Origin of the sequence: Arthrobacter sp. R-11, from assembly GCF_049913155.1 — a bacterium.
In the GTDB taxonomy this organism is placed as follows: Bacteria; Actinomycetota; Actinomycetes; order Actinomycetales; family Micrococcaceae; genus Arthrobacter.
Genome location: NZ_CP183979.1, coordinates 1702914 through 1728097, shown reverse-complemented (window position 1 = coordinate 1728097; position 25184 = coordinate 1702914). Strand labels below are relative to the sequence as shown.

General features: G+C 67.6%; 22 protein-coding genes and 1 tRNA gene. 9 read left to right on the top strand and 14 right to left on the bottom strand.

The genetic code is table 11. The features are described from left to right. Positions 1-57 precede the first annotated feature (57 nt). Together ACN9M4_RS07780 and ACN9M4_RS07775 are read left to right on the top strand one after the other, a co-directional pair. Positions 58-183, top strand: coding sequence for a hypothetical protein (locus ACN9M4_RS07780; protein WP_426302962.1), 126 nt, complete (start codon positions 58-60; stop codon positions 181-183). Beyond that, positions 180-905: a Type 1 glutamine amidotransferase-like domain-containing protein gene (locus ACN9M4_RS07775; RefSeq protein WP_426302961.1), complete on the top strand. Its 726-nt coding sequence runs from the start codon at positions 180-182 to the stop codon at positions 903-905. The genes ACN9M4_RS07780 and ACN9M4_RS07775 overlap by 4 nt, the downstream gene beginning before the upstream one ends. Before the next feature lie 266 nt (positions 906-1171). Here ACN9M4_RS07775 and metH read toward each other — a convergent pair whose 3' ends face one another. From metH to ACN9M4_RS07760, 3 genes are all read right to left on the bottom strand, one after another. Further along, positions 1172-4798, bottom strand: coding sequence for a methionine synthase (gene metH / locus ACN9M4_RS07770; protein WP_426302960.1), 3627 nt, complete (start codon positions 4796-4798; stop codon positions 1172-1174). A gap of 64 nt (positions 4799-4862) precedes the next feature. Next, entirely contained in the window at positions 4863-5243 is a 381-nt protein-coding gene (locus ACN9M4_RS07765; RefSeq protein WP_426302959.1) for a hypothetical protein, read from the bottom strand. Positions 5244-5404: 161 nt separating this feature from the next. Next, positions 5405-5478 (bottom strand) — tRNA-Pro (locus ACN9M4_RS07760). Between the two features lie 221 nt (positions 5479-5699). Between ACN9M4_RS07760 and ACN9M4_RS07755 the strand changes: the two genes are divergently transcribed. Further along, a complete protein-coding gene (locus ACN9M4_RS07755) occupies positions 5700-6476 on the top strand; it encodes a hypothetical protein (RefSeq protein ID WP_426302958.1) in 777 nt (258 codons plus the stop codon). Between the two features lie 34 nt (positions 6477-6510). Here the strand turns inward: ACN9M4_RS07755 and ACN9M4_RS07750 are convergent, their stop codons facing one another. Next, on the bottom strand, positions 6511-7926 hold the full coding sequence (locus tag ACN9M4_RS07750; RefSeq protein ID WP_426302957.1) for a DUF222 domain-containing protein: 1416 nt from the start codon (positions 7924-7926) through the stop codon (positions 6511-6513). 47 nt (positions 7927-7973) lie between these two features. Beyond that, entirely contained in the window at positions 7974-8570 is a 597-nt protein-coding gene (locus ACN9M4_RS07745) for a TetR/AcrR family transcriptional regulator (RefSeq protein WP_426302956.1), read from the bottom strand. A gap of 115 nt (positions 8571-8685) precedes the next feature. Between ACN9M4_RS07745 and ACN9M4_RS07740 the strand changes: the two genes are divergently transcribed. Further along, positions 8686-9831 carry an ABC transporter permease gene (locus ACN9M4_RS07740; RefSeq protein WP_426302955.1) on the top strand — a complete coding sequence of 382 codons (1146 nt, stop codon included), beginning with the start codon at positions 8686-8688 and terminating at the stop codon, positions 9829-9831. A 69-nt stretch (positions 9832-9900) separates the two neighbouring features. Here the strand turns inward: ACN9M4_RS07740 and der are convergent, their stop codons facing one another. The 9 genes from der to ACN9M4_RS07695 all read right to left on the bottom strand — a co-directional run bounded on the left by der (position 9901) and on the right by ACN9M4_RS07695 (position 19349). Next, positions 9901-11451 (bottom strand): ribosome biogenesis GTPase Der, encoded by a 1551-nt coding sequence (der, locus tag ACN9M4_RS07735; protein WP_426302954.1) that lies wholly within the window; start codon positions 11449-11451, stop codon positions 9901-9903. Next, entirely contained in the window at positions 11448-12098 is a 651-nt protein-coding gene (locus ACN9M4_RS07730; RefSeq protein WP_426303425.1) for a lysophospholipid acyltransferase family protein, read from the bottom strand. Before ACN9M4_RS07730 ends, der begins: the two co-directional genes overlap by 4 nt. 40 nt (positions 12099-12138) lie before the next feature. Next, positions 12139-12852, bottom strand: coding sequence for a (d)CMP kinase (gene cmk / locus ACN9M4_RS07725; protein WP_426302953.1), 714 nt, complete (start codon positions 12850-12852; stop codon positions 12139-12141). Then, complete coding sequence (locus ACN9M4_RS07720; protein ID WP_426302952.1) at positions 12852-13958, bottom strand: prephenate dehydrogenase; 1107 nt, start codon at positions 13956-13958, stop codon at positions 12852-12854. The genes cmk and ACN9M4_RS07720 overlap by 1 nt, the downstream gene beginning before the upstream one ends. Before the next feature lie 3 nt (positions 13959-13961). Then, positions 13962-15158, bottom strand: coding sequence for a pseudouridine synthase (locus ACN9M4_RS07715; protein WP_426302951.1), 1197 nt, complete (start codon positions 15156-15158; stop codon positions 13962-13964). Between the two features lie 106 nt (positions 15159-15264). Then, on the bottom strand, positions 15265-15930 hold the full coding sequence (gene scpB, locus ACN9M4_RS07710) for an SMC-Scp complex subunit ScpB (protein ID WP_426302950.1): 666 nt from the start codon (positions 15928-15930) through the stop codon (positions 15265-15267). After that, a complete protein-coding gene (locus tag ACN9M4_RS07705) occupies positions 15923-16876 on the bottom strand; it encodes a segregation and condensation protein A (protein WP_426302949.1) in 954 nt (317 codons plus the stop codon). The genes scpB and ACN9M4_RS07705 overlap by 8 nt, the downstream gene beginning before the upstream one ends. 6 nt (positions 16877-16882) lie before the next feature. Next, on the bottom strand, positions 16883-17782 hold the full coding sequence (locus ACN9M4_RS07700) for a ParA family protein (protein WP_426302948.1): 900 nt from the start codon (positions 17780-17782) through the stop codon (positions 16883-16885). A gap of 226 nt (positions 17783-18008) precedes the next feature. Further along, the gene (locus ACN9M4_RS07695) at positions 18009-19349 is read right to left on the bottom strand and encodes a cation:dicarboxylate symporter family transporter (RefSeq protein ID WP_426302947.1); all 1341 of its coding nucleotides are present in this window, start codon (positions 19347-19349) and stop codon (positions 18009-18011) included. 133 nt (positions 19350-19482) lie between these two features. Between ACN9M4_RS07695 and ACN9M4_RS07690 the strand changes: the two genes are divergently transcribed. From ACN9M4_RS07690 to prpB, 5 genes are all read left to right on the top strand, one after another. Continuing rightward, on the top strand, positions 19483-21183 hold the full coding sequence (locus ACN9M4_RS07690; protein ID WP_426302946.1) for a sensor histidine kinase: 1701 nt from the start codon (positions 19483-19485) through the stop codon (positions 21181-21183). Next, positions 21180-21890, top strand: a complete 711-nt coding sequence (locus ACN9M4_RS07685) for a response regulator (RefSeq protein WP_426302945.1) — start codon at positions 21180-21182, stop codon at positions 21888-21890. The genes ACN9M4_RS07690 and ACN9M4_RS07685 overlap by 4 nt, the downstream gene beginning before the upstream one ends. A gap of 136 nt (positions 21891-22026) precedes the next feature. Continuing rightward, positions 22027-22683, top strand: coding sequence for a GntR family transcriptional regulator (locus ACN9M4_RS07680; RefSeq protein ID WP_426302944.1), 657 nt, complete (start codon positions 22027-22029; stop codon positions 22681-22683). Between the two features lie 11 nt (positions 22684-22694). Then, complete coding sequence (locus ACN9M4_RS07675) at positions 22695-24215, top strand: MmgE/PrpD family protein (RefSeq protein WP_426302943.1); 1521 nt, start codon at positions 22695-22697, stop codon at positions 24213-24215. Next, on the top strand, positions 24216-25124 hold the full coding sequence (prpB, locus tag ACN9M4_RS07670; RefSeq protein ID WP_426302942.1) for a methylisocitrate lyase: 909 nt from the start codon (positions 24216-24218) through the stop codon (positions 25122-25124). The last annotated feature ends 60 nt before the right edge of the window (positions 25125-25184 follow it).

Below are 25184 nucleotides of genomic sequence, written 5' to 3'. Positions count from 1 at the left end.
GCGACCCGGATCTGTTCCTGGTCTATGCCTAGACTCCAACCCGGGTAGGCTCTTCGGATGACTTTCGATGCGAACGACGCGGGCACCGGCGTCGACGGGATCCGCCGCGAGATCCTCACTTGGGACCAGTTCGGCGATGCGGCACCATCGCTTGCCGTCGCAGCTGGGGATGATGCCGCGTGAGCGTGCACCTCATCGGCGGCGGCGCGACCACGGGTGCGGACGCCCCGCTCTACGCGCCGTTCGTCGCCGAAGCGGCGCTGCGAGCGGGCCACGCGGGCCGCGCGCGGCCGCGCGTCGCCGTGATCTCACTGCACCCCGAGGCCGAGGAGAAGGCGGCGGCGCTTGGCGAGCTCCTGGCCGAGGCCGGAACGGGACCCGCAATCGAGTTGCACCTGACCGCGGGGCGGCCCGGCGAGCCGATCGGGCTCGGCGCGATCGCCGACGTCGACGGTATCGCGGTGGGGGGCGGCTTCGTCGAGGACGTGCGCGCCGGGCTCGAGCCGGTGTTCGGAGAGTTGCGCCGGTTGGTCGCCGGTGGTGTGCCCTATCTCGGCGTCTCGGCCGGCGCGATGATCGCGGCGGAGGGCTCGCTCGGAAGCGGCTCGCGCATTGGCGGCGTGGCCGTCTCACCTGAGGACCCCGGCGAAGCAGGCGACGAGCTGGAGATCGAGGCCGGCATCGGCCTCGTCGACGTGGCCATCGAGGTGCACGTGGCCGAGCGCGGCATGCTGTCCCGACTGGTCGCCGCCGTCGAGTCCGGGCTGGTCGCGGGCGGGCTCGGCATCGACGAGCGCACGGCCCTGATCGTGGGCGATGGCGGGCTCCGGGTCGAGGGCAAAGGCAGCGTCTGGAGGGTGCTGCCGGCCGAGGGCGGCGTGCTGGTCTCCACGATCGGCACTTGAGGGCGCCCTCGAAATCCTCGCATCTGTAGTCCACCGGCGAACCCGCCCGTAAGCCGGTCCCCTACCGCGTCAGCTCGCCACTGCCTTAGCTTTCTTCGAGGAGGCTGTCCCCGGACCCTCGGCTGATTCCCATAGCACCCGCCCGCAACACTGCCCGGTGAAGGCACCCTAAACGCTCCATTTCAGATCGTCTCAAAACCCTTCTGTGGGCTTCAGCTATTCAGCCAAAAGCTATTGCTCAAACTACCGGTAGTCCCAGGCCCAGCTCACACCTTGAAGTACTTCGCCTCCGGGTGGTGGAACACGAACGCGTCGGTGGACTGCTCGGGGTGCAGCATCAGCTCATCGCTGAGGACCACTCCCATCCGCTCGGGATGCAGCAGTTCCACTACCTTGCGGCGGTCCTCCATGTCCGGGCACGCGGGGTATCCGAGCGAGAACCGGGCACCGCGGTAATCGAGCTTGAACAGGCCTGCTTTGTCCTTCGGTTCCTCGGCCGCGAAGCCCAGCTCCTCGCGGACCCGGGCGTGCCAGAATTCCGCGAGCGCCTCCGTGAGCTGCATGACCAGGCCGTTGAGCTCGTAGTAGTCGCGGTAGTGGTTGCCCTTGAACAGCTCCGCGGTTACCTCATCGATCTTGTTGCCTGCGGTGACCAGCTGGACCGGCAGGACGTCTACCTGTCCCGATTCGCGCGAGCGGACGAAGTCGGCGAGGCACAGGTGCCGGTCGCGGCGCTGGCGCGGGAAATCGAAGCGCAAGCGGTCGGTGCCGATCGGGCCGCCTGAGCCGCCGTCGGGGGCGAGCAGGCCCGCGGTGCCGAGGACGCCGTCGCGGTCCTCGCCATGGTGCAGCACCACCACCTGTTCCCCTTCGGAGACGACCGGGAAATAGCCGTAGGCGACGGATGCGTCGAGCATTCCCTCGCCGAGGATGCGGTCCAGCCAGTACCGCAGGCGCGGCCGGCCTTCGCGTTCCACCAGTTCCTCGTACGAGGCGCCGTCGTCACCGCGGCCGGGTTTGAGACCCCATTGCCCCATGAAGGTGGCACGTTCGTCGAGGAATGCCGCGTAGTCGGCGAGCGCCACGCCGCGGACGATGCGCGTGCCCCAGAACGGCGGCGCGGGCACGTGATTGTCGGCGGCGACGTCGGAACGGCCTGGCATCGCCTCCGGCTCGGTCAGAGTCAGCGTCCCGCCCTTCTTGTGGTGCCGCTTCTTCAGCGGCGGGAGGCCGACGTCAGCGGGGTTGGCGCCGCGGGCGATCTTCACCAGCGGCTCCATGAGCGCGAGGCCCTCGAAGGCGTCCTTCGCGTAGCGGACCTCGCCATCGAACTGTCCGGCGAGGTCGCTTTCAACGTAGGCGCGGGTGAGCGCGGCACCGCCGAGGATGACCGGCCATTTCTTCGCGAGCCCGCGGGTCTGGAGTTCCTCGAGGTTCTCCTTCATCACCACGGTGGACTTCACGAGCAGCCCGGACATGCCGATCACGTCCGCGTTGTGCTCCTCCGCGGCGGCGATGATGTCGGCGATCGGTTGCTTGATGCCGAGGTTGATCACCTTGTAGCCGTTGTTGGTGAGGATGATGTCCACCAGGTTCTTGCCGATGTCATGCACGTCGCCGCGCACGGTGGCGATCACCATGGTGCCCTTGCCGGAGGAATCCGACTTCTCCATGTGAGGCTCGAGCAATGCGACCGCCGACTTCATCACTTCGGCCGACTGCAGCACGAATGGCAACTGCATCTCGCCGGCGCCGAAGCGCTCACCGACCACTTTCATGCCTTCGAGCAGGTGATCGTTGATGATGCCGAGCGCGGTCATCCCCTCGGCGAGCGCCAGGTCGAGGTCTTCTTCCAGGCCCTTGCCTTCGCCGTCGATGATGCGGCGTTCCAGGCGCTGGCCCGTGGGCAGCGCCGCGAGTTCCGCTGCGCGCTGGTCCTTAAGCGCTGCAGTGTCAACGCCGGCGAACATGTCCAGCATGATGGCGAGGGGGTCGTAGGTGACGTTGCCGTCGGCGTCGTACTCGCGGCGGTCCCAGACGAGATCCAGGGCGACCTTGCGCTGCTCCTCCGGCAGGGAGGCAAGCGGCACGATCTTGGCGGCGTCGATGATCCCGCTGGTGAGCCCCGACTGCACTGCCTCGTGCAGGAATACGGAGTTCAGCACAATGCGCGCGGCCGGGTTCAGGCCGAAGGAGACGTTGGAGACACCGAGCGTGGTGTTGATGCCGGGGTACTTCGCGGTGATCTGGCGGATGGCCTCGATGGTTTCGATGCCGTCCCGGCGGGTTTCCTCCTGGCCGGTGGCGATGGGGAAAGTCAGCGCGTCCACGATGATGTCTTCGACGCGCATGCCCCATTCGCCCACCAGGGAATCGACCAGGCGGGAGGCGATGGCCACCTTGCCTTCGGTAGTGCGGGCCTGGCCCTGTTCGTCGATGGTGAGGGCGATGACCGCGGTGCCGTGTTCCTTCACGAGCGGCATGATCTTTGCGAAGCGGCTGTCCGGGCCGTCGCCGTCTTCATAGTTGACGGAGTTGACCACCGGGCGGCCGCCGATGAGTTCGAGCCCGGCCTGCAGGACAGGCGGTTCCGTGGAGTCGATGACGAGCGGGAGGGTGGAGGCCGAAGCGAAACGCGAGACGACCTCCTTGATGTCCGCCACGCCGTCGCGCCCCACGTAGTCGATACAGACGTCCAGCAGGTGGGCGCCGACGCGGATCTGTTCGCGGGCGATGTCCACGCAGTCATCCCAGCGCTCCTCGAGCATGGCCTGGCGGAAGGCCTTGGAGCCGTTGGCGTTGGTGCGCTCACCGATGGCGAGGTAGGAAGCGTCCTGGTCGAAGTTCACGTGCTGGTAGAGGGAGGCGACGCCGGCTTCGCGTTCGGTGGGCGTGCGACCGCTGTTTTTCTTCTTCGTCCGGAAGGGCGCGAGCCGTTCGACGACGGCGGCCATGTGTTCCGGCGTCGTACCGCAACAGCCGCCCACCAGGCCCAGGCCGAATTCGCGGACGAACTGTTCGTGCGCGGTGGCGAGTTCCGCGGGCGTGAGCGGGTAGTGCGCGCCGTTGGCGCCGAGAATGGGCAGGCCGGCGTTGGGCATGCAGGCGATGGCGACGGAGGACTGTTTGGAGAGGTGGCGGAGGTGCTCGCTCATCTCGTCCGGGCCGGTGGCGCAGTTCAGTCCGATGGCGTCGACGCCGAGGGGTTCCAGTGCGGTGAGTGCGGCACCGATTTCGGAGCCCATGAGCATGGTTCCGGTGGTCTCGACCGTTACTTCGACGAAGATCGGGAGGCGGATGCCGCGGGAGACGATGGCCTGCTTGCAGCCGTTGACGGCGGCCTTGGTTTGGAGGAGGTCCTGGCTGGTTTCGATGAGGAAGGCGTCCGCGCCCCCGTCGATGAGGCCCTCGGCCTGCAGGGCGAAAGTCTGCTTGAGGTGGTCGTAGCTGGTGTGGCCGAGGCTGGGGAGCTTGGTGCCGGGGCCTATGGAGCCGAGGACCCAGCGCATGCGGCCGTCTTGGGTTTCCGCCGCTTCGGCGCGTTCCCGGGCGATCTTGGCGCCCTTGAGGGCGAGCTCTTCGATGCGGTCGTCGATGCCATAGTCAGAGAGGTTGGACCAGTTGGCACCGAAGGTGTTGGTCTCCACGGCGTCGATGCCGGCGGCGAAGTAGGCGTCGTGGATGTCCGCAATGACGTCCGGGCGAGTGTCGTTCAGGATCTCGTTGCAGCCCTCGAGGTTCTGGAAGTCTTTTTCGAGCGAGAGCTCCCGGCCCTGCAGCATGGTGCCCATGGCGCCATCGGCAATGACGACCCGCTGGTTCACGGCATCCAGGAGCGCCTGCGCGCGGGCCGGACGGGGCACGGAGTCGATATCGAGCGCGAAACGAGGCATGTGAACAAGGTTACGGCGCGTGCTTGCTTTGGGGCGGGTTGTTGCGGTGGGAGACGGGGGTGGGTCACTCTGCAGCCGCAGAAGGTTTGTGCCAATGGGCGCTGTTAGCACGTACACCATCAGCAAAGCGCCTCAACACCTCATGGTCGCGCTCGGCATCATGGTCGCGAAGACTCGCGTCCTTCAACAAATACAGTGTTCGGACGTCACCGCGCTCGAGGCCATCGAAGCGCACTTCCGTAACTGCATCAACAATGGTCCATGAACCTACTTGAAGCGACATCCTGCCAGCACGGCCAAAGGCATAGGCAGGTTCAAGCGCCGAGAAGAAGTACCAGGCACCATCCAGGTTGACTGCGTACCCGCGTTCGCGGACCAGCCGGTCGGAGTGGTACTCCCCCTTCAGCGTCGGCACCTCTACAACTACGTCATACTCGTTCCGCATGGCCTCAACGTATACGCCGGCTCTCGGTGGAACATTTCCCCACACCGCTACGAGAAGCCCATTTGAAGGCTGACGGAATGCGGTAGGCGCAAAAGAAACCGGGGAGGATGGCCCAAAACACGACAAAACCCTGGTGGAATCTCTTCCACCAGGGTTAGATGTCGGGCTGACAGGATTTGAACCTGCGACCCCTTGACCCCCAGTCAAGTGCGCTACCAAGCTGCGCTACAGCCCGCCTTGCCTGACCGTTATCGCTGTTCGCGGCCGTTCAAGCAACGCGTATCAGCCTATACGAAAGCGGCCCGGATGAGAAATCGGAAGCCCTCCGACACGCCGTGTCGCGGGCGCCAGAAAACCGTAGCAGCGAACCGGCCAGCCACCCACCGTTCAATCCGCGTTCAGACCCCGTCGTTACGGTTCCGGAGCACCTCCAACCCCCGACCGAAAGGCTCCCCCATGGACCGCCGTCGATTCTTCACCGCCGCTGCCGCCACCACGGCAGCCGCCTCGCTGCCCCTCCTCGCCGCCGGAGCCGCCGGAGCTAGCCCGGCAGACACAGCCCAGGAGCAGAAGCTCACCCGCCTCATGTTGGACGCCCTCAGCCGCGAGCTGGACGACCCTGCGACGGCCGCCGTCGTCGAACCTCATGTCCAGGACATCGGCTTCAACTGGGACCCGCCGGTGACCTCGGTGGAGAACATCGACTACATCGTGGCCTACGCCTTCGGCAACCGCGCTCCGGCCGGCGGCGGCGATCCCGCCAAGGTCCTCTACGAGCCCGGCCCGGTCAACGAAGCCCTCGCCGCCACCATCGCGGCCATCCGCAAGCAGAAGGACGTTCCGGTCTTTGCCCAGTGGGAAATCGCACGCTTCCTCGACAGCAAATACGGCATGGGCCAGGTGACCTCGATCGAGCCCGTCATCGCCGCCGACGGCACCATCACTTACCTGAGCACCGACGGCGTTGCCGCCCAGGTGATCGCCCTCCGCGGAGCTTCGGGAACCGCCGGCGTGGTCGGCTTCCGCGACCACGTGAAGCGCTGCGTCCAGACCACCCGCGACCGCGGCATGACCGCCTTCGCCCCGGCCGGCGTCGGGATGCCCGGCGACTACGACCCGCAGTCCGGCCAGCCGTGGACGCGGCGCCGGGACCTGTATCTGATGCACGACATGTACGCGCAGTTCGCCGTCCTGCGGCAGAAAGCGATCACCGCGGCATACCCGAACGGCTAGGACTTTCCAATAGCCAAGCTGCCCAAGTGGCAACTCAAAATGGCGGCGGCTTGTTGGCGGCGCCGGTCATGTGCGCCGCGGGTGTGGGTGGGTGATCCGTGTAGCTTCGGCCGGCGGGGCTGATCCACTCCAGAACCCCTGCTCCGGATTGCCGGACCTTCCACGGTGAATGATGCTTGAGCATGTGGTGGCGCCGGCAAAGCCCGGCGAGGTTTCCGGGTTCCGTGGCGCCGCCGAGGGCGGCGTCGTGCGTGTGGTCCAGATCCAGGTGGCGGGCTTTGATCCCGCAGCCGGGGAAACGGCACCTGGTGTCCCGTGCCGCAAGGAGGCGTTTGAGGTCCTCGCTGGGCCGGTAGCGGTCCACGGCCAGCACGGCACCGGTGAACGGATCCGTCAGGACCCTGTTCCACGCAGTGGCCTGCCCGACGAGGATTCCGGCAGTGGCGGGGTCGATGGGGTGGCGTCCGTTCAGCTCGGCCGGGACCTGTTCTGTGGTTGCGTTGTCTGCGGTGCGGGCGGCTTCGCTATCAATCAGAGTCAGCACCGGAACGGTGATATCCACACGGGCAGTAATGGCTGCAAGGAGACCGTCCGGGGTGCCGTGCGCAGTGGGAGCGCCGCACAACAGCAAGTCCGACAGAAGGTCGGCGCGGAGCTGGTCGGCGCGGAGCTGGTCAGTGTTCCGGCTCCCATCAAGCCCCCGGCCCGACGCTGCGGGGCGCGCTGAGGATGTGGCTTCAAGGTGGGCCCGTGCCATCTGGGTCAGGCGGTCGTGGATGCCGTAGGCCACCGCGGCGGGCAGGACGGCAGCGAGTTCGGCCATGCCATCGGGCAAGGGCGCGACCCGGACGCAGCGTTCCAGCGCGGCCCGCTGGTGTCGGGAAGTCAAAGGTTCGGGCTGGGCTTTCTCGGCTTCCCGGACAGCCAGGCGACGCACCCGGCCGGGCGCCTGCTGTTCGGCACAAGCGACCACCACGGACTCGTACCGGGCCAAGGCAGCAGGGTCATCCAGCGCCGCCCCGGAATCCTGGATAACACGGGCGTGCACCAGGCTGATCTGTCCGTGCGCGAGAGCATTGAACGTCGACGGGAAGCGGTCCAGCAACTCCACCGCCTGGCTCATCTGCCGCTGCACCGTCCGGTCATTGGTGCGGGTGGCCGTCGCGATCTCGGCGGCCACCGCACGCTGGGCCAGCTCCGCCGATCGCGAATCCCAGCCCGCCCGGGTGAAGCCGACCGGTGCCCCGCTCACCGCGGCGCCGCCGTCGTCGTTCATCACCTCCGCCAGCCGGGACGCAATCGCGAGCGTGTACTCACGCAACGCCTGCAGACTCGCGATGGCCTGCTCAAGGGAGCCGAGCGTGGAGACCAGCCCGTCCAACACCACCAAAGGATCGGGCGCGGCACCAGCGTGCGGCGCCCCTTCGCTCAAGCCAGTGGTGATCTCCATGAATCCATCCCATCACCGAGCTACGACATTATTAGGAGCCCAAGCCCCTACAACCCCATCAGCACCGCCCCGGCGGCGTCGCGGTACCGCTGTCGAGCGGCCTCGTCCAGGAAGACGCTCTGCACCATGTACCCCTGGACCAGCCCGACGGCGGCCGGCGCCACTCGCGCCCCCTCCCGGAGCGCTTCCTTCTCCCCCAGCCCGCGGGACTGCCCGAACCAGGCGGCGAAGTAAGCGGCAAAATGCCCGCTCACCTCGCCGATCAGGTTCCTGGCCGTATCCGTGAGCTCGGGCGAATGGACCGCCTCGCCCCACACCTGGACGGCCACGTCCGGGAAGAATCCGTCGCGCGGCATCTGTGCCAGGAATTCCGGGATGGCGACGGCGGGCGAGGGCACCTCATCGAGCGCGAGGAAGCCGTCCAGCACCGCGATCTTCTTGCTCAGCACCCGCCGCCCCACGTCCACCGTGAGCTGATCCTTGCTGCGGTAGTACAGGTAAACGGCGCCCGCGGACAGGCCGGCCTCGGCGATGATGTCCGCCATCGACGTCGACGCAAACCCCTTGCGCGCAACGCAGCTAAGCGCGGCGTCCAGAATCCGCTCACGCTGCTTCTCGCGGTGCTCGTCACTGACCTTCGGCATGGTGCTCCTTCACCCAAATCCACTCTGTGCTCTTAAAAACGAATGATCGTTCTTGACAGTCTATCCGCCCCGAGGAAAATAGAGAACGAATATTCTTTTTATTGAGGAGCCCGTCATGGCTACCACCCCCGCGACCCAGCGCCCCCGCACCAGTTGGCCCCTGGCCCTCCGGACTGCCGTGCTCTCGGCCGCAGCCGTGTGCATCATCCTGCTCGCGTTCTCCTGGCCCAGCGTGACGGCGAAGCCGCAGCACCTGCCCGTCGCCGTTGTCGGTTCGGCCGAACAGGTCCAGCAACTCACGGCCAAGGCGCCCGAAGGCATGCTCGACATCCGTACTGCGGACAACCGGGACGACGCCGTCGCGGCAATCAAGGACAGGGAGGTTTACGGTGCGGTCGTGCTCCCCGAAAGTCCAGCAGCAGCCGCACCCGAGATCCTGGTAGCCAGCGCGGCAAGCCCTGCCGCCAGCGCGGCCTTGAGCCAGCTGGGCATCGGACTGCAGCAGCAGATCGACAAGCAGGCCATAGCCGCTTTGACTGACGCGATCTCGCAAATGCAGGCGAAGTTCGCTGCCGCGCAGCAGGCGGCACAGCAACGCTCCCCTGCGGCAAGCCACCCGTCTGCTGCCCAGCCACCCGCCCAGCCACCCGCAGCGAAACCGGCAACCGTCCCCACCGTGGTGGTGACCGACGTCGTGCCGCTCTCCTCCGATGACCCGCGCGGCACCGGCCTCGCCGTCGCCGGACTCCCGCTCGCCATGGGCGGCATGGTGGGCGGCATCCTGATCTCGTTGCTGGTCGCCGGGGCGTGGCGGCGGCTTGCCGCGGTCATTGCTTACGGCATCGCCGGCGGCCTGGGGCTGGTGGGCATCCTGCAGGGCTGGTTCCACGTGCTGCAGGGCGACTTCTGGGCCAACAGCGCCGCCGTAGGGCTGGGCATCGCCGCGACGGCCGCGATCATCACGGGCCTGTCCGCCCTGATCGGCCGCGCCGGCATCGCGGTGGGCGCCGTGATCACCATGTTCATCGGCAACCCGCTCTCCGCGCTCACCCAGCCCAGGGAATTCCTCCCGGCTCCATGGGGCGACGTGGGCCAGTGGTTCGTGCCCGGCGCCTCCGGCACGCTCCTGCGGAACCTGTCCTATTTCCCGGACGCCGGAACGTTGTTCCCGTGGCTGGTCCTCGGGGCCTGGGCCGTGGCCGGGGTGGTGCTCATCGTCACCGGGCACTTCCGCGACCAGTCCGCCGTGGCGGAGGCCTAAGCCGCCCAAAACAAAACGGCGCGCCTCCCCCAAAAAGGAAGGCGCGCCGTCGTGCGTCAAACGAGGAAGCTACCGCTTCTTCCCCCGCTTCTCCCGCACACGCATGCTGACCTCGATGGGCGTGCCCTCGAAGCCGAACGTCTCGCGCAGGCGGCGGGTGATAAAGCGGCGGTATCCGGGGTCCAGGAAACCCGTGGTGAAGAGCACGAACTTCGGCGGACGGCTGGAGGCCTGGGTGCCGAACAGGATGCGCGGCTGCTTGCCACCACGCACCGGGTGCGGGTGCGCGGCCACGAGCTCGCCCAGGAAGGCGTTGAGGCGACCGGTGGGGATGCGGCGGTCCCAGCTCTCCAGTGCCTTGTCCAGCGCGGGCACCAGTCGGTCCTTGTGCCAGCCGGTCTTGGCGGAGATGTTCACGCGCGGCGCCCACTCTACGTGTGCCAGGTCCTGCTCGATCTCGCGCTCAAGGTAGCGGCGGCGTTCGTCGTCCAGCAGGTCCCACTTGTTGAACGCGAGCACCAGCGCGCGGCCGGACTCGATGGCCAGCTGCAGGATGCGGACGTCCTGCTCGCTGAGCACCTCATCCACGGCGAGGAGTACGACGGCGACCTCCGCCTTTTCGAGCGCGGCCTGCGTGCGCAGGGAGGCGTAGAAGTCCGCGCCCTGCGCCATGTGCTGGCGGCGGCGGATGCCTGCGGTGTCCACGAAGCGCCAGGTGCGGTCGCCGAGTTCGATGAACTCGTCCACGGGGTCGCGGGTGGTGCCGGCGAGGTTGTCCACCACGACGCGTTCGGTGCCCGCGAGCTTGTTCAGCAACGAGGACTTGCCCACGTTCGGGCGGCCGATCAGCGCAATGCGGCGGGGTCCGCCGGAACGGTCCACGCTTTCCACCTGCGAGTATTCGGGAAGGGTCTCGATCACCTTGTCCAGGAGGTCGGCCACGCCGCGGCCGTGCAGTGCGGATACCGGGTACGGCTCGCCGAAACCGAGGCCCCACAGCACGGCGGAGTCGGCTTCCTGGACGAAGTCGTCCACCTTGTTGGCCACGAGAATGACCGGCTTCTTGGACTTGCGCAGCATCTTCACGACGCCTTCGTCCGTGGCGGTGGCGCCCACGGCGGAGTCCACCACGAACAGCACGGCGTCGGCCAGCTCAACGGCCATTTCGGCCTGCTCGGCAACGCGGGCGTGGATGCCCTTGGCGTCGTGCTCCCAGCCGCCGGTGTCGACGAGGGTGAAGTTCTTGCCGTTCCAGCGCGCCGAGTACATGACGCGGTCGCGGGTGACGCCGGGAACGTCCTCGACGACGGCCTCGCGGCGGCCGAGGATACGGTTCACAAGCGTGGACTTGCCGACGTTCGGGCGGCCGATGATGGCCAGGACCGGGTCCAGCTTGAGCGGGCCTTCCTCGCCTTCGTCCTCGTAGAGGCCGTCAAGGAGGGCGGCGTCGTCCTCGTCGAGGTCGTAGTCTTCCAGGCCGGCACGGAGGGAGGCGGCGCGGAGCTCGGCCTCCTCGTCGTCCAGGGCGGCGAGGTTCTCAGCCACCTGGTCGGTGCCGGTGGGCGTGTATTCGTCGTCGCCGGCTCCGTGGAGGCCGGATTTATGAGTCGTATCGCTCATTGCACTTTCCTTAGTGGTGGTATGTGGGGAAGCAGTTGTCCAGTAGCAGCCACGCTGTCCCGGACGTGCCCGGCCAGCGCGGCCTGGATCTCGGCGGCCGCCCTGTCCATTGAAACACGCCCGGACTCACCGGCCCGGCGGCTCAAGCACAGCGGAGCACCGAAGCTGACGGAGAGGCGGCGGCGCAGCCGCGGGATCGAATCGCGGTGTTCCGCGCCGCTGCGGGTTCCGAGGATCGCGACCGGCACCACCGTGGCGCCGGTGGCCAGCGCGAGCCAGGCGACCCCGTTGGCGATGCTTTCAGCGGAGCCGCTCCCCCGGGTCCCTTCAGGCAGGATCCCGACGCAACGGCCGGAGTCGAGCAGTCCCTTGCCGGTGTGCAGGGCGGCGCGGTCGCCGGAGCGGTCCACCGGGATCTGGCCGGAGGCACGCAGCACCCGCCCGAGGAACCCGGTGAACATTTCCTTCTTGACCAGGATGTGCATGGGCCGCGGGGCCGCGCCGAACATCACCGGCCCGTCCAGGAAGCTGATGTGGTTCCCGGCGAAGATCACCGGCCCGGCCTTCGGCACGTTCGAGCGCCCGCGCACGCTGGTCTTGTACAGCACGTGGTCCAGCAGGAAGCCGACAGGCCGGCTCCACAGCATGGTCCATTTGGCCGGGACGCGGTGTGCCGGCAGGACGCGGTCAGTCACCGTAGATGACCTTGGCCACAATCTCCAGCGCCGTGTCCACGGTCTGTTCGAAGTCCAGGTCCGAGGAGTCCAGGGTGACCACGCCGTCGGCGGCGCGGGTGAAGTTCACAACGGTGGAGTCCTTCGCGTCGCGCTGGATCACCTGTGCGGCGAGTTCTTCCTTGCTCTGCGTCCCGCCGAGCTGGATGCCGCGGCGGCGGAGCCTGGCTTCCTCGCTGGCGGTCAGCAGCATGCGGATTTCGGCGTTGGGCACGACGACGGTGGTGATGTCCCGGCCTTCGACCACCATGCGGTGGTGGTGCTGGTCGATCAGCTCGCGCTGGCGGCGGATCAGCTCGTTGCGGGCACCGAGGGTGGTGGCGACGGCGCTGACCGAGGAGGAGATCCGCGGTTCGCGGATGTCCTCGGTGACGTCGACGCCGCCCACCGCCACATACTCGTGGTTGGGGCTGGTGCTCTGCTCCAGCGGCAGGTCCTCCGCGGCCTGCTCGACGGCGGCACCGTCGTTCAGGTCGACGCCCGTCTTCAGGCAGTACCAGGTGAGCGCGCGGTACATCGCGCCGGTGTCCAGGTACGCGAGCTTGAGGCGGCGCGCCACTTCCTTGCTCACGCTGGACTTGCCGGAGCCGGAGGGACCGTCGATGGCGACCACCAACGGCTTTCCGGGACGGACGACGGTTTCGGGGCCAAAGAGTTCACGTGTCATTACTGGAGTACCCGCCATCCACGGTCGCTGAGGGCTTCTACAAGGAGGTCATGCGTGTTCGGCAGGACGGACAGTTCCACCATGCCGACGTTCTGCCCGGACGAGTGGTCCAGACGGAGGTCTTCGACGTTGACGCCGATTTCGCCGATCTCGGTCAGCAGCCGCGCGATCTGGCCCGGCTTGTCGTCCACCAGCACCGTCAGCCAGGAGTAGGCCTGCGGCGGGCCGCCATGCTTGCCGGGGATGCGGGCCTGGCCGGCGTTGCCTTCGCTGATCAGCTGGGCCAGGTCCAAACGGGCGCCAGGTGCCAGCGGATCCTCGAGGGTGCCGATGAGCCGGTTCAGGTCCTCGCGCACACCGTGCAGGATCTCCACGATCTTCTCCGCGTTGCTGCCCAGGATCTGCACCCAGAGGGTGGGATCGCTGGCGGCGATGCGGGTGGTGTCGCGAAGCCCGTTGCCCGCCAGCGACAGGGCGTGCAGCGGGGTGCCCTGCAGGCGGCTGGCCAGCAGGGAGGACATCACCTGGGGCAGGTGCGAGACCAGGGCCACGGCTTCGTCGTGTTCCTCGGCGGTGAACTGGGTGACGATCGCCCCCAGGTCCCCGGCCAGGGAACGCGCGGTCTGCAGGGCGTCCGCGCTGCTCTCGACCGAGGGACACAGCACCCACGGCATGGAGGTGAACAGCTCGCCGCGAGCGGCGACAGGGCCGGATTTCTCGCGGCCCGCCATCGGGTGCGTGCCCACGTAGCGGGACATGTCCACGCCGCGGCCGCGAAGATCGGCCTGGATGCCGGCCTTCACGCTGGCGATGTCCACCACCACGGCGCCGGGGTACACGTCCAAAGCGCGTTCGACGACGTCGGCCGTCACGTCCGGCGGGGCGGCCACCACCACAAGCTGCGCGTCGCCGTCGAGCTCTTTCAGGGGCCGGCCGGCCCCGATGTCGACGGCGACAGCCTGGTTGGTGGGCGACGGGTCGGAGAGGAAGACCGCCACGCCGCGGCCGCGCAGGCCCAGGCCGATGCTGGCACCGAGCAGCCCGGTGCCGAAGATGACCACCGGCCCGTCCAGGTGCCCGCGGCCGTGAGTGTGGAATGCCGACATGCCTTAGAGCCCCACCGAAGCCAGAAGGTGGCCGATTTCCTGCTTGCCGAGGTTGCGGATGCTGCCCTGGCGCTGGTCGCCCAGACCGATGGGGCCGATCTTGACGCGCACCAGGCGCTGCACGGGGAAGCCGACGGCGTCGAACATGCGGCGCACGATGCGGTTCTTGCCTGAGTGCAGCACGACCTCGATCAGCACGTAACCGGGGGTGGAGTCCACCAGGCGGAAGGAGTCGACGGCGGCGATCCCGTCCTCGAGCTCCACGCCGGCCTTGAGCTTGGCACCGACGCCGTGCGGGAACGGGGCGCGGACCTGCACCAGGTAGGTCTTGGGCACCTCGTAGGAGGGGTGGGTGAGGCGGTTGGCGAGTTCGCCATCGTTGGTCAGCAGCAGCAGGCCTTCGGTGGCGACGTCAAGGCGTCCAACGTGGAAGAGCCGTTCGCCGTGGGTCTTGCTGCTCTTCAGGAAGTCGCTGATGCAGGGGCGGCCTTCGGGGTCCTCCATGGTGGAGACGACGCCCTTGGGCTTGTTGAAGACCATGTACAGCAGGTTTTCGTCCAGCTGGATGCGGATGCCGTCCACGTGGATCACGGCGGACTTGGGGTCCACGCGCATGCCGAGCTCGGTGGTCACCTGGCCGTTGACCTCAACGCGGCCTTCGAGGATCAGTTCTTCGCACACACGGCGCGAAGCCACGCCGGCCTGGGCCATTACCTTCTGCAGGCGCACGCCGTCGGCGTCATGCTGCTCGGACTGCGGTACGTTGCCCTTGGGGCCGCGCGGCTTGCGGATGGGGCCCAGGTTCTGGCCGAAGCGTTCGCTGCCGAAGGCGCGGGCGCCGGCCTGCTTTGCGGGCTTCTTCTTGGGCTTCAGGGCGCCGGGCGTGCCGGGAGCCTTACCGTAGCCGGGCTTGTTGGAGCCGGGCTTGCGCGGGGCCTTGGCTGCAGGGGCCTTGCGGTCGCCGGCGGCAGAGGTGGGGTTGTCCGGATCGAAGGGGCGCTCTTCGCGGGGACGGGACGGCCTGGACGGCCGTTCGCCCTGGAAGCCGCGTTCGCCGCGGTCGTTGAAGCTGCGCTTGCCCGCGCCGCCCTGGCTGCCGCCAAAGCCTGCTCCGCCGCGGCCTGCGTTGCCCCGGCTGCTGCCGAAGCCGCTGCGTCCCGAACTGTTACGTGGTGAACCCTGGCGTCCCGCCTGTGTCATGACCCGTCCTTTTGTTATGGGCCGGCTTTCTCCTGCCGGCCGGGCAGATTTGCTCTGCCCACTGTGTTTAATTCTGCCTTGCGTGAGTTGCGTCCTGCCAGCGCGTTTACATCCGCTCGGCGTCGAAGAATTCCTCGATGCCTTCGAGCCCTGGGAGGTGTGGCGACAAGGGCGGCAGCTCCTCGATGGAGGCGATGCCCATCCGTTCCAGGAAGTAGGGGGTGCTCCGGTAAAGGAGCGCCCCGGATTCGGGATCGGTGCCGGCTTCCTCGACCAGGCCGCGCTGGACCAAGGTCCGCACCACCGAGTCGACGTTCACGCCGCGGATGGCCGAGACCCTGGCCCGGGAAACCGGCTGCCGGTACGCGATGACCGCCATGGTTTCCAGTGCTGCCTGGGTCAGCCGGGCCGTCTGCCCGTCAAGGACGAACTTCCCCACGACGTCGGAAAATTCGGGCCGTGAGTAGATCCGCCACCCGCCAGCGACGTTCCGCAACTCAAAACCCCGGGGTGCTCTGCTGGCGCCTGCGTCAGCAGGTGAACCGTCAGCATCCGTGCCCGGGGCCTTACCAGTATAGCCGTTGTAGTCCTGCTGCAGCTCCGCAAGCAGTTCCTCGACGACGGCGGTGCCCAGTCCCAGCCCCGCGGCCAGTTCCTCGGGGGTGGCGGGCTGGTCGATCACCATCAGCACGGCCTCCAGCGCGGCACGCGCCCCGCCCGGGCGCTCCCCCAGTGCGGCAAGTCCGGCGACGGCGTCCTCGTAGTCACTCATTTCCGCTCCTCTGCTGTGCCGTCTCCTCCGCTGTTGACTGCTCCGCTGTTGGCTGCTCCGGCGCCTCCGCAACGGCCACGGTGTCGTACTCTTCGCTCAGGTCTTCGCTGCTCCACCCCTCGGGCCGGCCGGTCCAGCGGACCGTCAGCTCGGACAGCGGCCCGGGCTGTTCGAAGGCGACCACGCGGTCCCGGAACATCTCCAGCAACGCCAGGAAGCGGACCACCACCACGAGCGTGGATTCGGCGTCGGCCACGAGCGCCCGAAAGGAGAGCGGCCGTCCATGCTGCAAGCGGAAGCCGAGGATCTCGGCCTGTTCCTTGATGCTGACGGGCGCCCCGTGGAGATGGTCGACTCCGACTTCCGGCGGCGTCGTGTCCTTGGGTTCCAGGGCCTTCGCGGCGATGCCGGCGAACTGCTCCGGGCTGTGCCGCCAGATGAGCTCGGGCAGCAAGGCCGCGAAGTGCGGTTCCAGGGCCACCTGCCGGGGAAAGCGCCCGGCCTCGTTCTCGAGGGTCTCGCCCAGGTGGGCGGCCAGTTGCTTGAAGGCCTTGTACTGCAGCAGCCGCGCGAACAACAGGTCGCGCGCCTCAAGGAGGGCCACGTCCTCTTCGTCCTCGACCTCGCCGGCGGGCAGCAAACGCGCGGCCTTCAGGTCCAGGAGGGTTGCCGCGATCACCAGGAACTCGCTGGCTTCATCCAGGGCCCAGCTTTCGCCCAGTTCCTGGAGCCGGCGGATGTACTTGATGAACTCGTCCGTGACAGTGGCCAACGCCAGTTCGGTGACGTCCAGCTTGTGCTTGGCGATCAGGCCGAGCAGCAGGTCAAAAGGGCCGGTGAAGTTGGCCAACCGGACCTCAAAGCCGCCCTTGCGCGCGGTGCTGTTTTCGACACTGGTGCTATCGGCGTCGGCGGTTTCCTCCGCCAGGGTGAGCGGTTCCGCCATCGCCGCTTAGGGCGCGCCGCCGCGCAGGATCAGCTCCCTGGCCAGGCTGCGGTAGGCGTCGGCGCCGGTGTGGGTGCCCGCGTAGCTGGTGATGGGTTCAGCGGCCACGGTGGCGTCGGCGAACTTGATGGAGCGCTTGATGACGGTTTCGAAGACCTTGTCCCCGAAGGCTTCCACGAGGCGGGCGATCACTTCGCGGCTGTGCAGGGTCCGGGCGTCGAACATGGTGGCGAGCACGCCGTCCACCTGCAGGCGCGGGTTGAGGCGGTCCTGTACCTTCTCGATGGTTTCCACCAGCAGTGCCACGGCGCGCAGGGCGAAGAATTCACAGATCAGCGGGATGATGACGCCGTGCGCCGCGGTCAGCGCGTTGACGGTCAGCAGGCCGAGGGACGGCTGGCAGTCGATGAGGACGACGTCGTAATCGTCTTCGACGCTCTTCAGCGCGCGGTCAAGGACCTGCTCGCGGGCCACTTCGTTGACCAGCTGGACTTCCGCCGCGGAGAGGTCGATGTTGGCGGGCAGCAGGTCCACGCCGTCGACGCCGGTCTGCTGGATGGCGTCCCGGATGTCCACTTTGCGGTCCATCAGGACGTTGTAGACGGTCAGGTCGAGCTCGTGCGGGTTGGCACCGAGCCCCGCGGACAGGGCACCCTGGGGGTCGAAATCGACCAGCAGCACACGGCGGCCGTATTCGGCGAGCGCGGCGGCGAGGTTGATGGTGGACGTCGTCTTGCCGACGCCGCCCTTCTGGTTGACCATCGCGATGACCCGCGCCGGGCCATGGACGTCCAGGGGCGCGGGTTCCGGGAACTCGCGGTACGGACGGCCGGTGGGGCCCATGACGGCATCTTCCAGATCGAAATCCGTGCCTTCCAGCGTAGTTGTACCCCGTTCGCTGCTCACGTTTTTAACCACTCTCTCCACGACGGTCAATGACTGCTCCCAAGCAAGGTTACAGTCCCCGACACGGCATTCGACGGACCTTGACATTGCCAGCAATTTGAGCCTTTACCTTCTGGTTGAGGTCGAAGGTTGATCTCCCGAGGGGCCGACGCAGCCTTGCAGCGCATGGAAAAAGGCAGGCTCCCCGGCGGGGAGCCTGCCTCTTGCCGCCTCGGCTTGCGGAAACTCAGGCGGTTACGGGTTCCTTTGCTGCGGCTTCCTTCACCTCGGACTCAGCGTGGTGGCTGATCATCGTGGTCTCGTCGAAGGGAACCGCGCCGGAGAGCACGTTGCCGACCTGCTGGCGGTCGATCTCCTTGACCCAGGTGCCGATCAGCACGGTGGCCACGGCGTTGCCGGTGAAGTTGGTCAGGGCGCGGGCCTCGGACATGAAGCGGTCGATGCCGACGATCATGCCGACGCCGCCGAGCAATTCCGGCTTGTGGGCCTGCAGACCGGCAGCCAGGGTCGCCAGGCCTGCACCGGTGACACCGGCCGCGCCCTTGGAGGCGATGATCATGAAGATCAGCAGGGAGACCTGGGCGCCGAGGTCCAGCGGGGTGCCCATGGCGTTGGCCACGAACAGGGACGCCATGGTCAGGTAGATCGCGGTGCCGTCCAGGTTGAAGGAGTAACCGGTGGGAACCGTCACGCCGACAACCGGCTTGGAGACGCCCAGGTGCTCCATCTTGGCGATGAGACGCGGCAGGGCGGCCTCGGAGGACGAGGTGGAGAAGATGAGCAGGTACTCGCGGGCCAGGTACTTCATGAGCTGGAAGATGCTGACACCGGCCACGAGGCGCAGGAGGCCGCCGAGGATGACCACGATGAAGATCGCACAGGTGATGTAGAACGCGGCCATGAGGGTGAACATGCTCACGATCGCCTGGGGACCGGTGGCACCGACGACGGCGGCGATCGCGCCGAAGGCGCCGACGGGCGCCAGCCACATGATCATGATGAGGATGCGGAACACGAGGGCCTGGCCGTGCTGGACGGCCTTGAGGATCGGAGCACCCTGGGTGCCCATCTTCTGCAGCGCGAAGCCGACGAGGATGGCGGCCAGCAGGGTGGGCAGCACGGGAATGTCACCCGGGATGATGCCCAGCAGGAAGTCCACGGTGCTGTCCGTGGCGGCCTTCTTGGTGGGGTCGTAGGGCGTGAGCTTGAGGCCCTCGCCCGGGTGGATCAGGTTGCCGACCACCAGGCCGATGCCGAGCGCGAAGGTGGACATGACCAGGAAGTAGCCCAGTGCGAGCCCGCCGACCTTGCCGACGGTGGCGGCCTTGGCGATCGAGCCGATGCCCAGGACGATGGTGCAGAAGATGACGGGGGCGATCATCATCTTGATGAGCTTGATGAAGCCGTCGCCCAGGGGCTTCAGCGACTTGCCCACCTCCGGGAACAGCAGGCCGACAACGGCGCCGAGCACGACGGCCGCGATGACGGCGATGTACAGGTAGTGCGACTTGTCCAGGCCCTTGCGCCCGGCTTTCCCGCTGGCAATCTCTCCTCGTTGAGAGGTCATGGCATGCTCCTTTGGATACTCTGGAGGCGCTGCGGCTTCTGTACTGCTTCCTGCGCCGGTGGTGTGACATCCATCATGGAGCCGGGGGTGACGCGGATCACCGTTGTGGTCATATTGGTCATTGGAGGTGCGCATGATCCGGCGCTGGAGTATTGCCCGCCGCTTGTTCGTGGCCAATGTGCTGTTCGTCCTGGTGCTCAGCGTGGTGCTTGGAACGGCGGCCATCATCGATGCCCGGCAGCGGACGTACGACGACGCCGGGCGCCGGATGCAGACCGTCGCGGCCGCCGTCGCCGCCAATCCTCTGGTCCTGCAAGCCGCCGGAACTGCCTCGCCCTCGAGCACGCTGCAGCCGTACGCGGCGAAGGTCATGGCGGATGCCGGCGTCGACTTCATCACGATCATGGCGCCGGACCGGACCCGCTGGACGCATGCCAATCCGGCGGAGATCGGCAAGCCGTACATCGGCACCATCGAGCCGGCGCTGCGGGGCGAAACCTTCACGGAGGTCACCGCCGGGACCCTGGGACCGTCCGTGCGGACGATCGTTCCGGTGAAGGACGGCGCCGGCACGGTCCGCGCGCTTGTGGCCGCAGGGGTGACGGTGCGGAACGTGGACATCGCAGCGTCGGGCCGCTTCGGGGCGATCATCGCGCTTTGCCTCGCCCTGCTCGCCGCGGGTTCGCTGGCGTCCTGGCTGCTGGGCCGCTACCTCCGTTCGGTCACCCGCGGCTGGGGGCCCGAGCAACTGGCGCAGCTGTTTGCCTACTACGAATCGGTGCTGCATTCGGTCCGCGAAGGCGTGGTGCTGATCGACACCCGCGGCACGGTGGTCATGTACAACGATCAAGCGGCGGAGCTGCTGGGACTGGAACCGTCCGACGTCGGCCCTTCGGCGGGTGCCGCGCCGCGCCTCTCGGAACTTCCGCTGGATGCCAGCCTGCGCGAGCTGTTCGAATCCGGCCGCACAGCCCACGACGAAATCCACCTCAGCGATTCCCGGATCCTGGTGGTCAACCAGGCTCCCGCCGTCGGGCCGGGCCGTCCCGGTGGCCTGGGCCGTCCGGGAGGCCGCACTCCGGTCTTCGGAACGGTGGCCACCCTGCGCGACCGCACGGAAATCGAATCCCTTGGCAGCGAACTGGAAACCATGCGGACGCTCTCCGGTGCACTGCGGGCACAGACCCATGAACACGCCAACCGGCTGCACACCATCGTGTCACTGATGGAGCTGGGCCGCACCGACGACGCCCTGGATTTCGCCACGAAGGACCTGGAGCTGAGCCAGCGCCTGACCGACGACATCGTGGCCTCGGTGGACGAGCCGGTGCTCAGCGCGCTCATCATGGGCAAGTCCGCGGAGGCGCATGAACGCGGGGCCGAGCTCACGGTCCATGTGTCCGGCGACGACGGCCTCCACGGCCTGGCGGTGCAGGACCTGGTGACGATCCTGGGGAACCTGCTGGACAACGCCCTCGACGCCGCCGCTTCCGCTCCCCCGCCGCGCAAGGTTTCGCTCGCGATCGCCACGACGCCGGACGCCGTCACGTTCACCGTGGCCGATTCCGGCCCCGGCATCGACCCCGCCATCGCCGGGGACATCCTCGAATACGGCTTCAGCACCAAGACGCCCGGCCCGGACGGCAGCGCTCCTGCTGCGGGTGGCCGCGGCGTCGGCCTCGCCCTGGTGCGGCAGGCCGTGAAGCGGCTGGACGGTACGCTGTCCATCGGCGCTGCGGACGATCCGGCCGATGCCCTGGGCGGAGTGGCCCTGGGCGGAGCGCTGTTCCGCGTAGTGCTGCCGGCACCGGATCCGACGAAGGAAACCGAATGAACGACATCCGCGTCCTCGTCGTCGAGGACGAACCCATCGCCGCCGATGCCCACGCCGTTTACGTGGGCAGGCTGGAAGGGTTCACCCTGGCGGGCACCGCGCCGGACGGCCAGTCCGCGCTGCGGCTGCTCAACGATTTCGCGGCCGCCGGCGAGCCCGTGGACCTGGTGCTGCTGGACATGAACCTGCCGGACCTGCACGGGCTGGATGTCGCACGAAGGATGCACGGCGCCGGCCTGCTGGCGGACATCATTGCCATCACCGCCGTGCGCGAGGTCAACATCGTGCGCAGCGCAGTCTCCATCGGCGTCGTCCAGTACCTCATCAAGCCGTTCACCTTCGCCACCTTCGCGGACAAGCTGCGCAGCTACCGCGCCTACCGGGAACAGCTTGTGATTCCCGCGCCGGGAACCCGTTCCGGGGCATCGCAAAGCGAGGTCGACCAGGCCTTCGCCAGCCTCCGCGCGCCCACCGAGATGCCCTTGCCCAAAGGGCTGTCCACGGGCACCCTCGAAGCGGTCAAGGAATACCTTGCCGGGCTCGGCAGGGCCGTCTCGGCGAGCGAAGCCACCGAAGACCTTGGCATGTCCCGGGTCACGGCCCGCCGCTACCTCGAATACCTTGCCGACGCCGGCGTGGTGGTCCGCAGCCCCCGTTACGGAACACCCGGCCGGCCGGAGAACGAATACCGCTGGAGCCGGGGGTAAGGCGGCGGTAGAACCGGCAAATGTATACACAGCCGGCAAATTTCCCCCATTTGCTGGCAATTGCACCCTTCTGTGTATACGCTGGCTCGTGTCGGGCCATTGAGGCCCCGAACACACCGCGACCGATCGGAGGACCATGCGAGCCAGCGACAAGGCCTACGCAGCCCTCCGCGAGGACATCCTCGAATGGCGCCTCGCGCCCGGAACCGTGCTGGGCGAGGTGGAACTGTCCGAACGCCTGGGCGTCTCGCGCACTCCGGTCCGGGAGGCACTCGGCCGGCTGACCGCTGAAGGCCTGACGACGGCGGCAGGCGGCCGCGGCGTCGTCGTCACCGATATCTCCCTGGAGGACATCGACGAACTGTTCGAACTGCGCGAAACCCTTGAGGTGCGGGCGGCGGCGCTGGCCGCCGAACGCGGCGAGCGCAGCGTCTTTGAGCAGCTCCACGCCGAACTCCTGCAGGCTCCGGCGCTCCTCGAGGGCAACGATCCCGCCCGACATGACTACTACGCGCTGGTGGCAAGGCTGGATGACGCCATCGACGCCGCCATCTCCAATTCCTACTTGGCCCAGGCCATGCGCAGCCTGCGCGTGCATCTGGTCCGGGTCCGGCGCCTGGCCGCCGACGACGCCGCCCGGCTGGGTGCCGCGGCCGCCGAGCATGCGGCAATCGCCGAAGCCATCGCCGGCGGGAACGCGAAAGTCGCCGAAGCCGCCACGATCCTCCACCTGCACCGAAGCCTGTCCCACGTCAAGAAAAGCAGCGTCAAGGCCACCCACACGCCTCACTAGAAGGAGCCACCTTGGTCAAGAGCCACCACGTCCGTGTCTACAAAAGCGAAGAGAACCTCCCCCGCGAAGGGCAGCTCGCGCACAAGATCGCGGTCGTCGCCGCCGACCCTGTCGGGGTGACCCCCGAGGTCACGGAGATGATCATCAACCGGATCATCGACAATGCCTCGGTGGCCGTCGCTTCGTTGAACCGGGCCCCGATCGTCGCGGCCCGCGCGCAGGCACTGACGCACGCCCCGAGCACCGGCGGCAAGGGTGCGGGAGTGTTCGGCATCCGGGAGAACGTCTCGCCCGAGTGGGCCGCCTGGGCCAACGGCGTGGCCGTGCGCGAACTGGACTATCACGACACCTTCCTGGCCGCGGACTACTCGCACCCGGGCGATAACATCCCGCCGATCCTGGCCGTTGCCCAGCACGTAGGCGCATCCGGCGCGGACCTCATCCGCGGCATCGCCACCGGCTACGAAATCCAGGTCAACCTGGTCAAGGCCATCTGCCTGCACAAGCACAAGATCGACCACGTGGCCCACCTCGGCCCGTCCGCCGCCGCAGGCATCGGGACCCTGCTCGGCCTGGACGTAGAGACCATCTTCCAGTCCGTGGGCCAGGCCCTGCACACCACCACGGCCACTCGCCAGTCCCGCAAGGGCGAAATCTCCACCTGGAAGGCCCACGCGCCGGCGTTCGCCGGGAAGATGGCCGTGGAAGCGGCGGACCGTGCGATGCGCGGTCAGACCTCCCCGGTGCCGATCTACGAGGGCGAAGACGGCGTGATCGCCTGGATGCTGGACGGCCCGGACGCCTCCTACGAAGTCCCGCTGCCCGGCCCGGGTGAAGCCAAGCGAGCCATCCTGGACACCTACACCAAGGAGCACTCCGCCGAGTACCAGGCCCAGGCCTGGATTGACCTGGCCCGCAAGCTGAACAAGGAACACCCGGAAGCCACGGACCCGGCGAACGTGGAATCGGTACTGATCAAGACCAGCCACCACACGCACTACGTGATCGGCTCCGGCGCCAACGATCCGCAGAAGTACGATCCCACGGCCAGCCGCGAAACCCTGGACCACTCCATCCCGTACATCTTCACGGTGGCCCTGCAGGACGGCGCCTGGCACCACGTGGACTCCTACGCTCGCGAACGCGCCGGCCGGCCGGACACCGTGGAACTGTGGCACAAGGTCAGCACCGTGGAGGACCCGGAATGGACCCGCCGCTACCACTCCCTGGACATCGCCGAGAAGGCCTTCGGCGGCACTGTTGTCATCACACTCACGGATGGAACGGTGATCACAGACGAGATCGCCGTCGCGGATGCCCACCCGCTCGGTGCCCGTCCGTTCGCCCGGGAGCAGTACGTGAACAAGTTCCGCACCCTGGCTGCCGGGCTGGTGGAGGAAGCCGAAATCGAACGCTTCCTGGCCGCCGTCGAACGCCTCCCCGAACTGGCCGCGGGCGAACTGGAGCAGCTGAACATCACCGCCGCCCCCGGAGTGATCAACCCCTCCGACGCACCGAAGGGCCTGTTCTAAATGCTGTACTCCACAACCACACCGGAGCAGAAGCGGCACAGGCTGCGGGACATGCTCGCATCGGAGGAAATCCTGCAGTTCCCCGGGGCCTTCAACCCTCTCTCCGCCCGGCTGATCGAGGAGAAGGGCTTTCCCGGCGTCTACATCTCCGGGGCAGTGCTGGCCAACGACCTCGGCCTGCCGGACATCGGGCTGACCACGCTCACCGAAGTCGCACAGCGGGCCGGGCAGATCGCCCGGATGACGGAACTGCCCTGCCTCGTGGACGCCGACACCGGATTCGGCGAGCCGATGAACGTGGCCCGCACCGTGCAGGAACTGGAAAACGCCGGACTGGCCGGCTGCCACATCGAAGACCAGTTCAACCCGAAGCGCTGCGGCCACCTGGACGGCAAGGCCGTGGTGGACGCCGACACCGCGGTCAAGCGCATCCGTGCTGCGGCGGACGCCCGCCGGGACCCTGACTTCCTGATCATGGCCCGCACGGACATCCGCGCCGTGGAGGGCCTCGAGGCCGCGAAGGAACGCGCCCAGGCCCTGGTCGAGGCCGGCGCCGACGCGATCTTCCCCGAGGCGATGGCCACCTTGGAGGAGTTCCAGGCCATCCGCGACGCCGTCGAGGTGCCGATCCTGGCCAACATGACCGAGTTCGGCAAGAGCGAGCTGTTCACGGTGGAACAGCTCCAGGATGTTGGCGTGAACATGGTGATCTATCCCGTCACGCTTCTCCGCATTGCCATGGGGGCTGCAGAGCGTACGCTGGAAACGATCAAGGCAACAGGGACACAGCAGGCGCAGGTTGAGAACATGCTCACCCGCGCCCGGCTCTACGAGCTGGTGGACTACGAGGCCTACAACCACTTCGACACAGGCGTTTTCAACTTCCAGGTTCCCGGCAACCACAAGTAACCGGATCAATGAAGGGCACGCAGGGACCGCGCATCCGCCGGTGCCCTGCCAGATGAACGA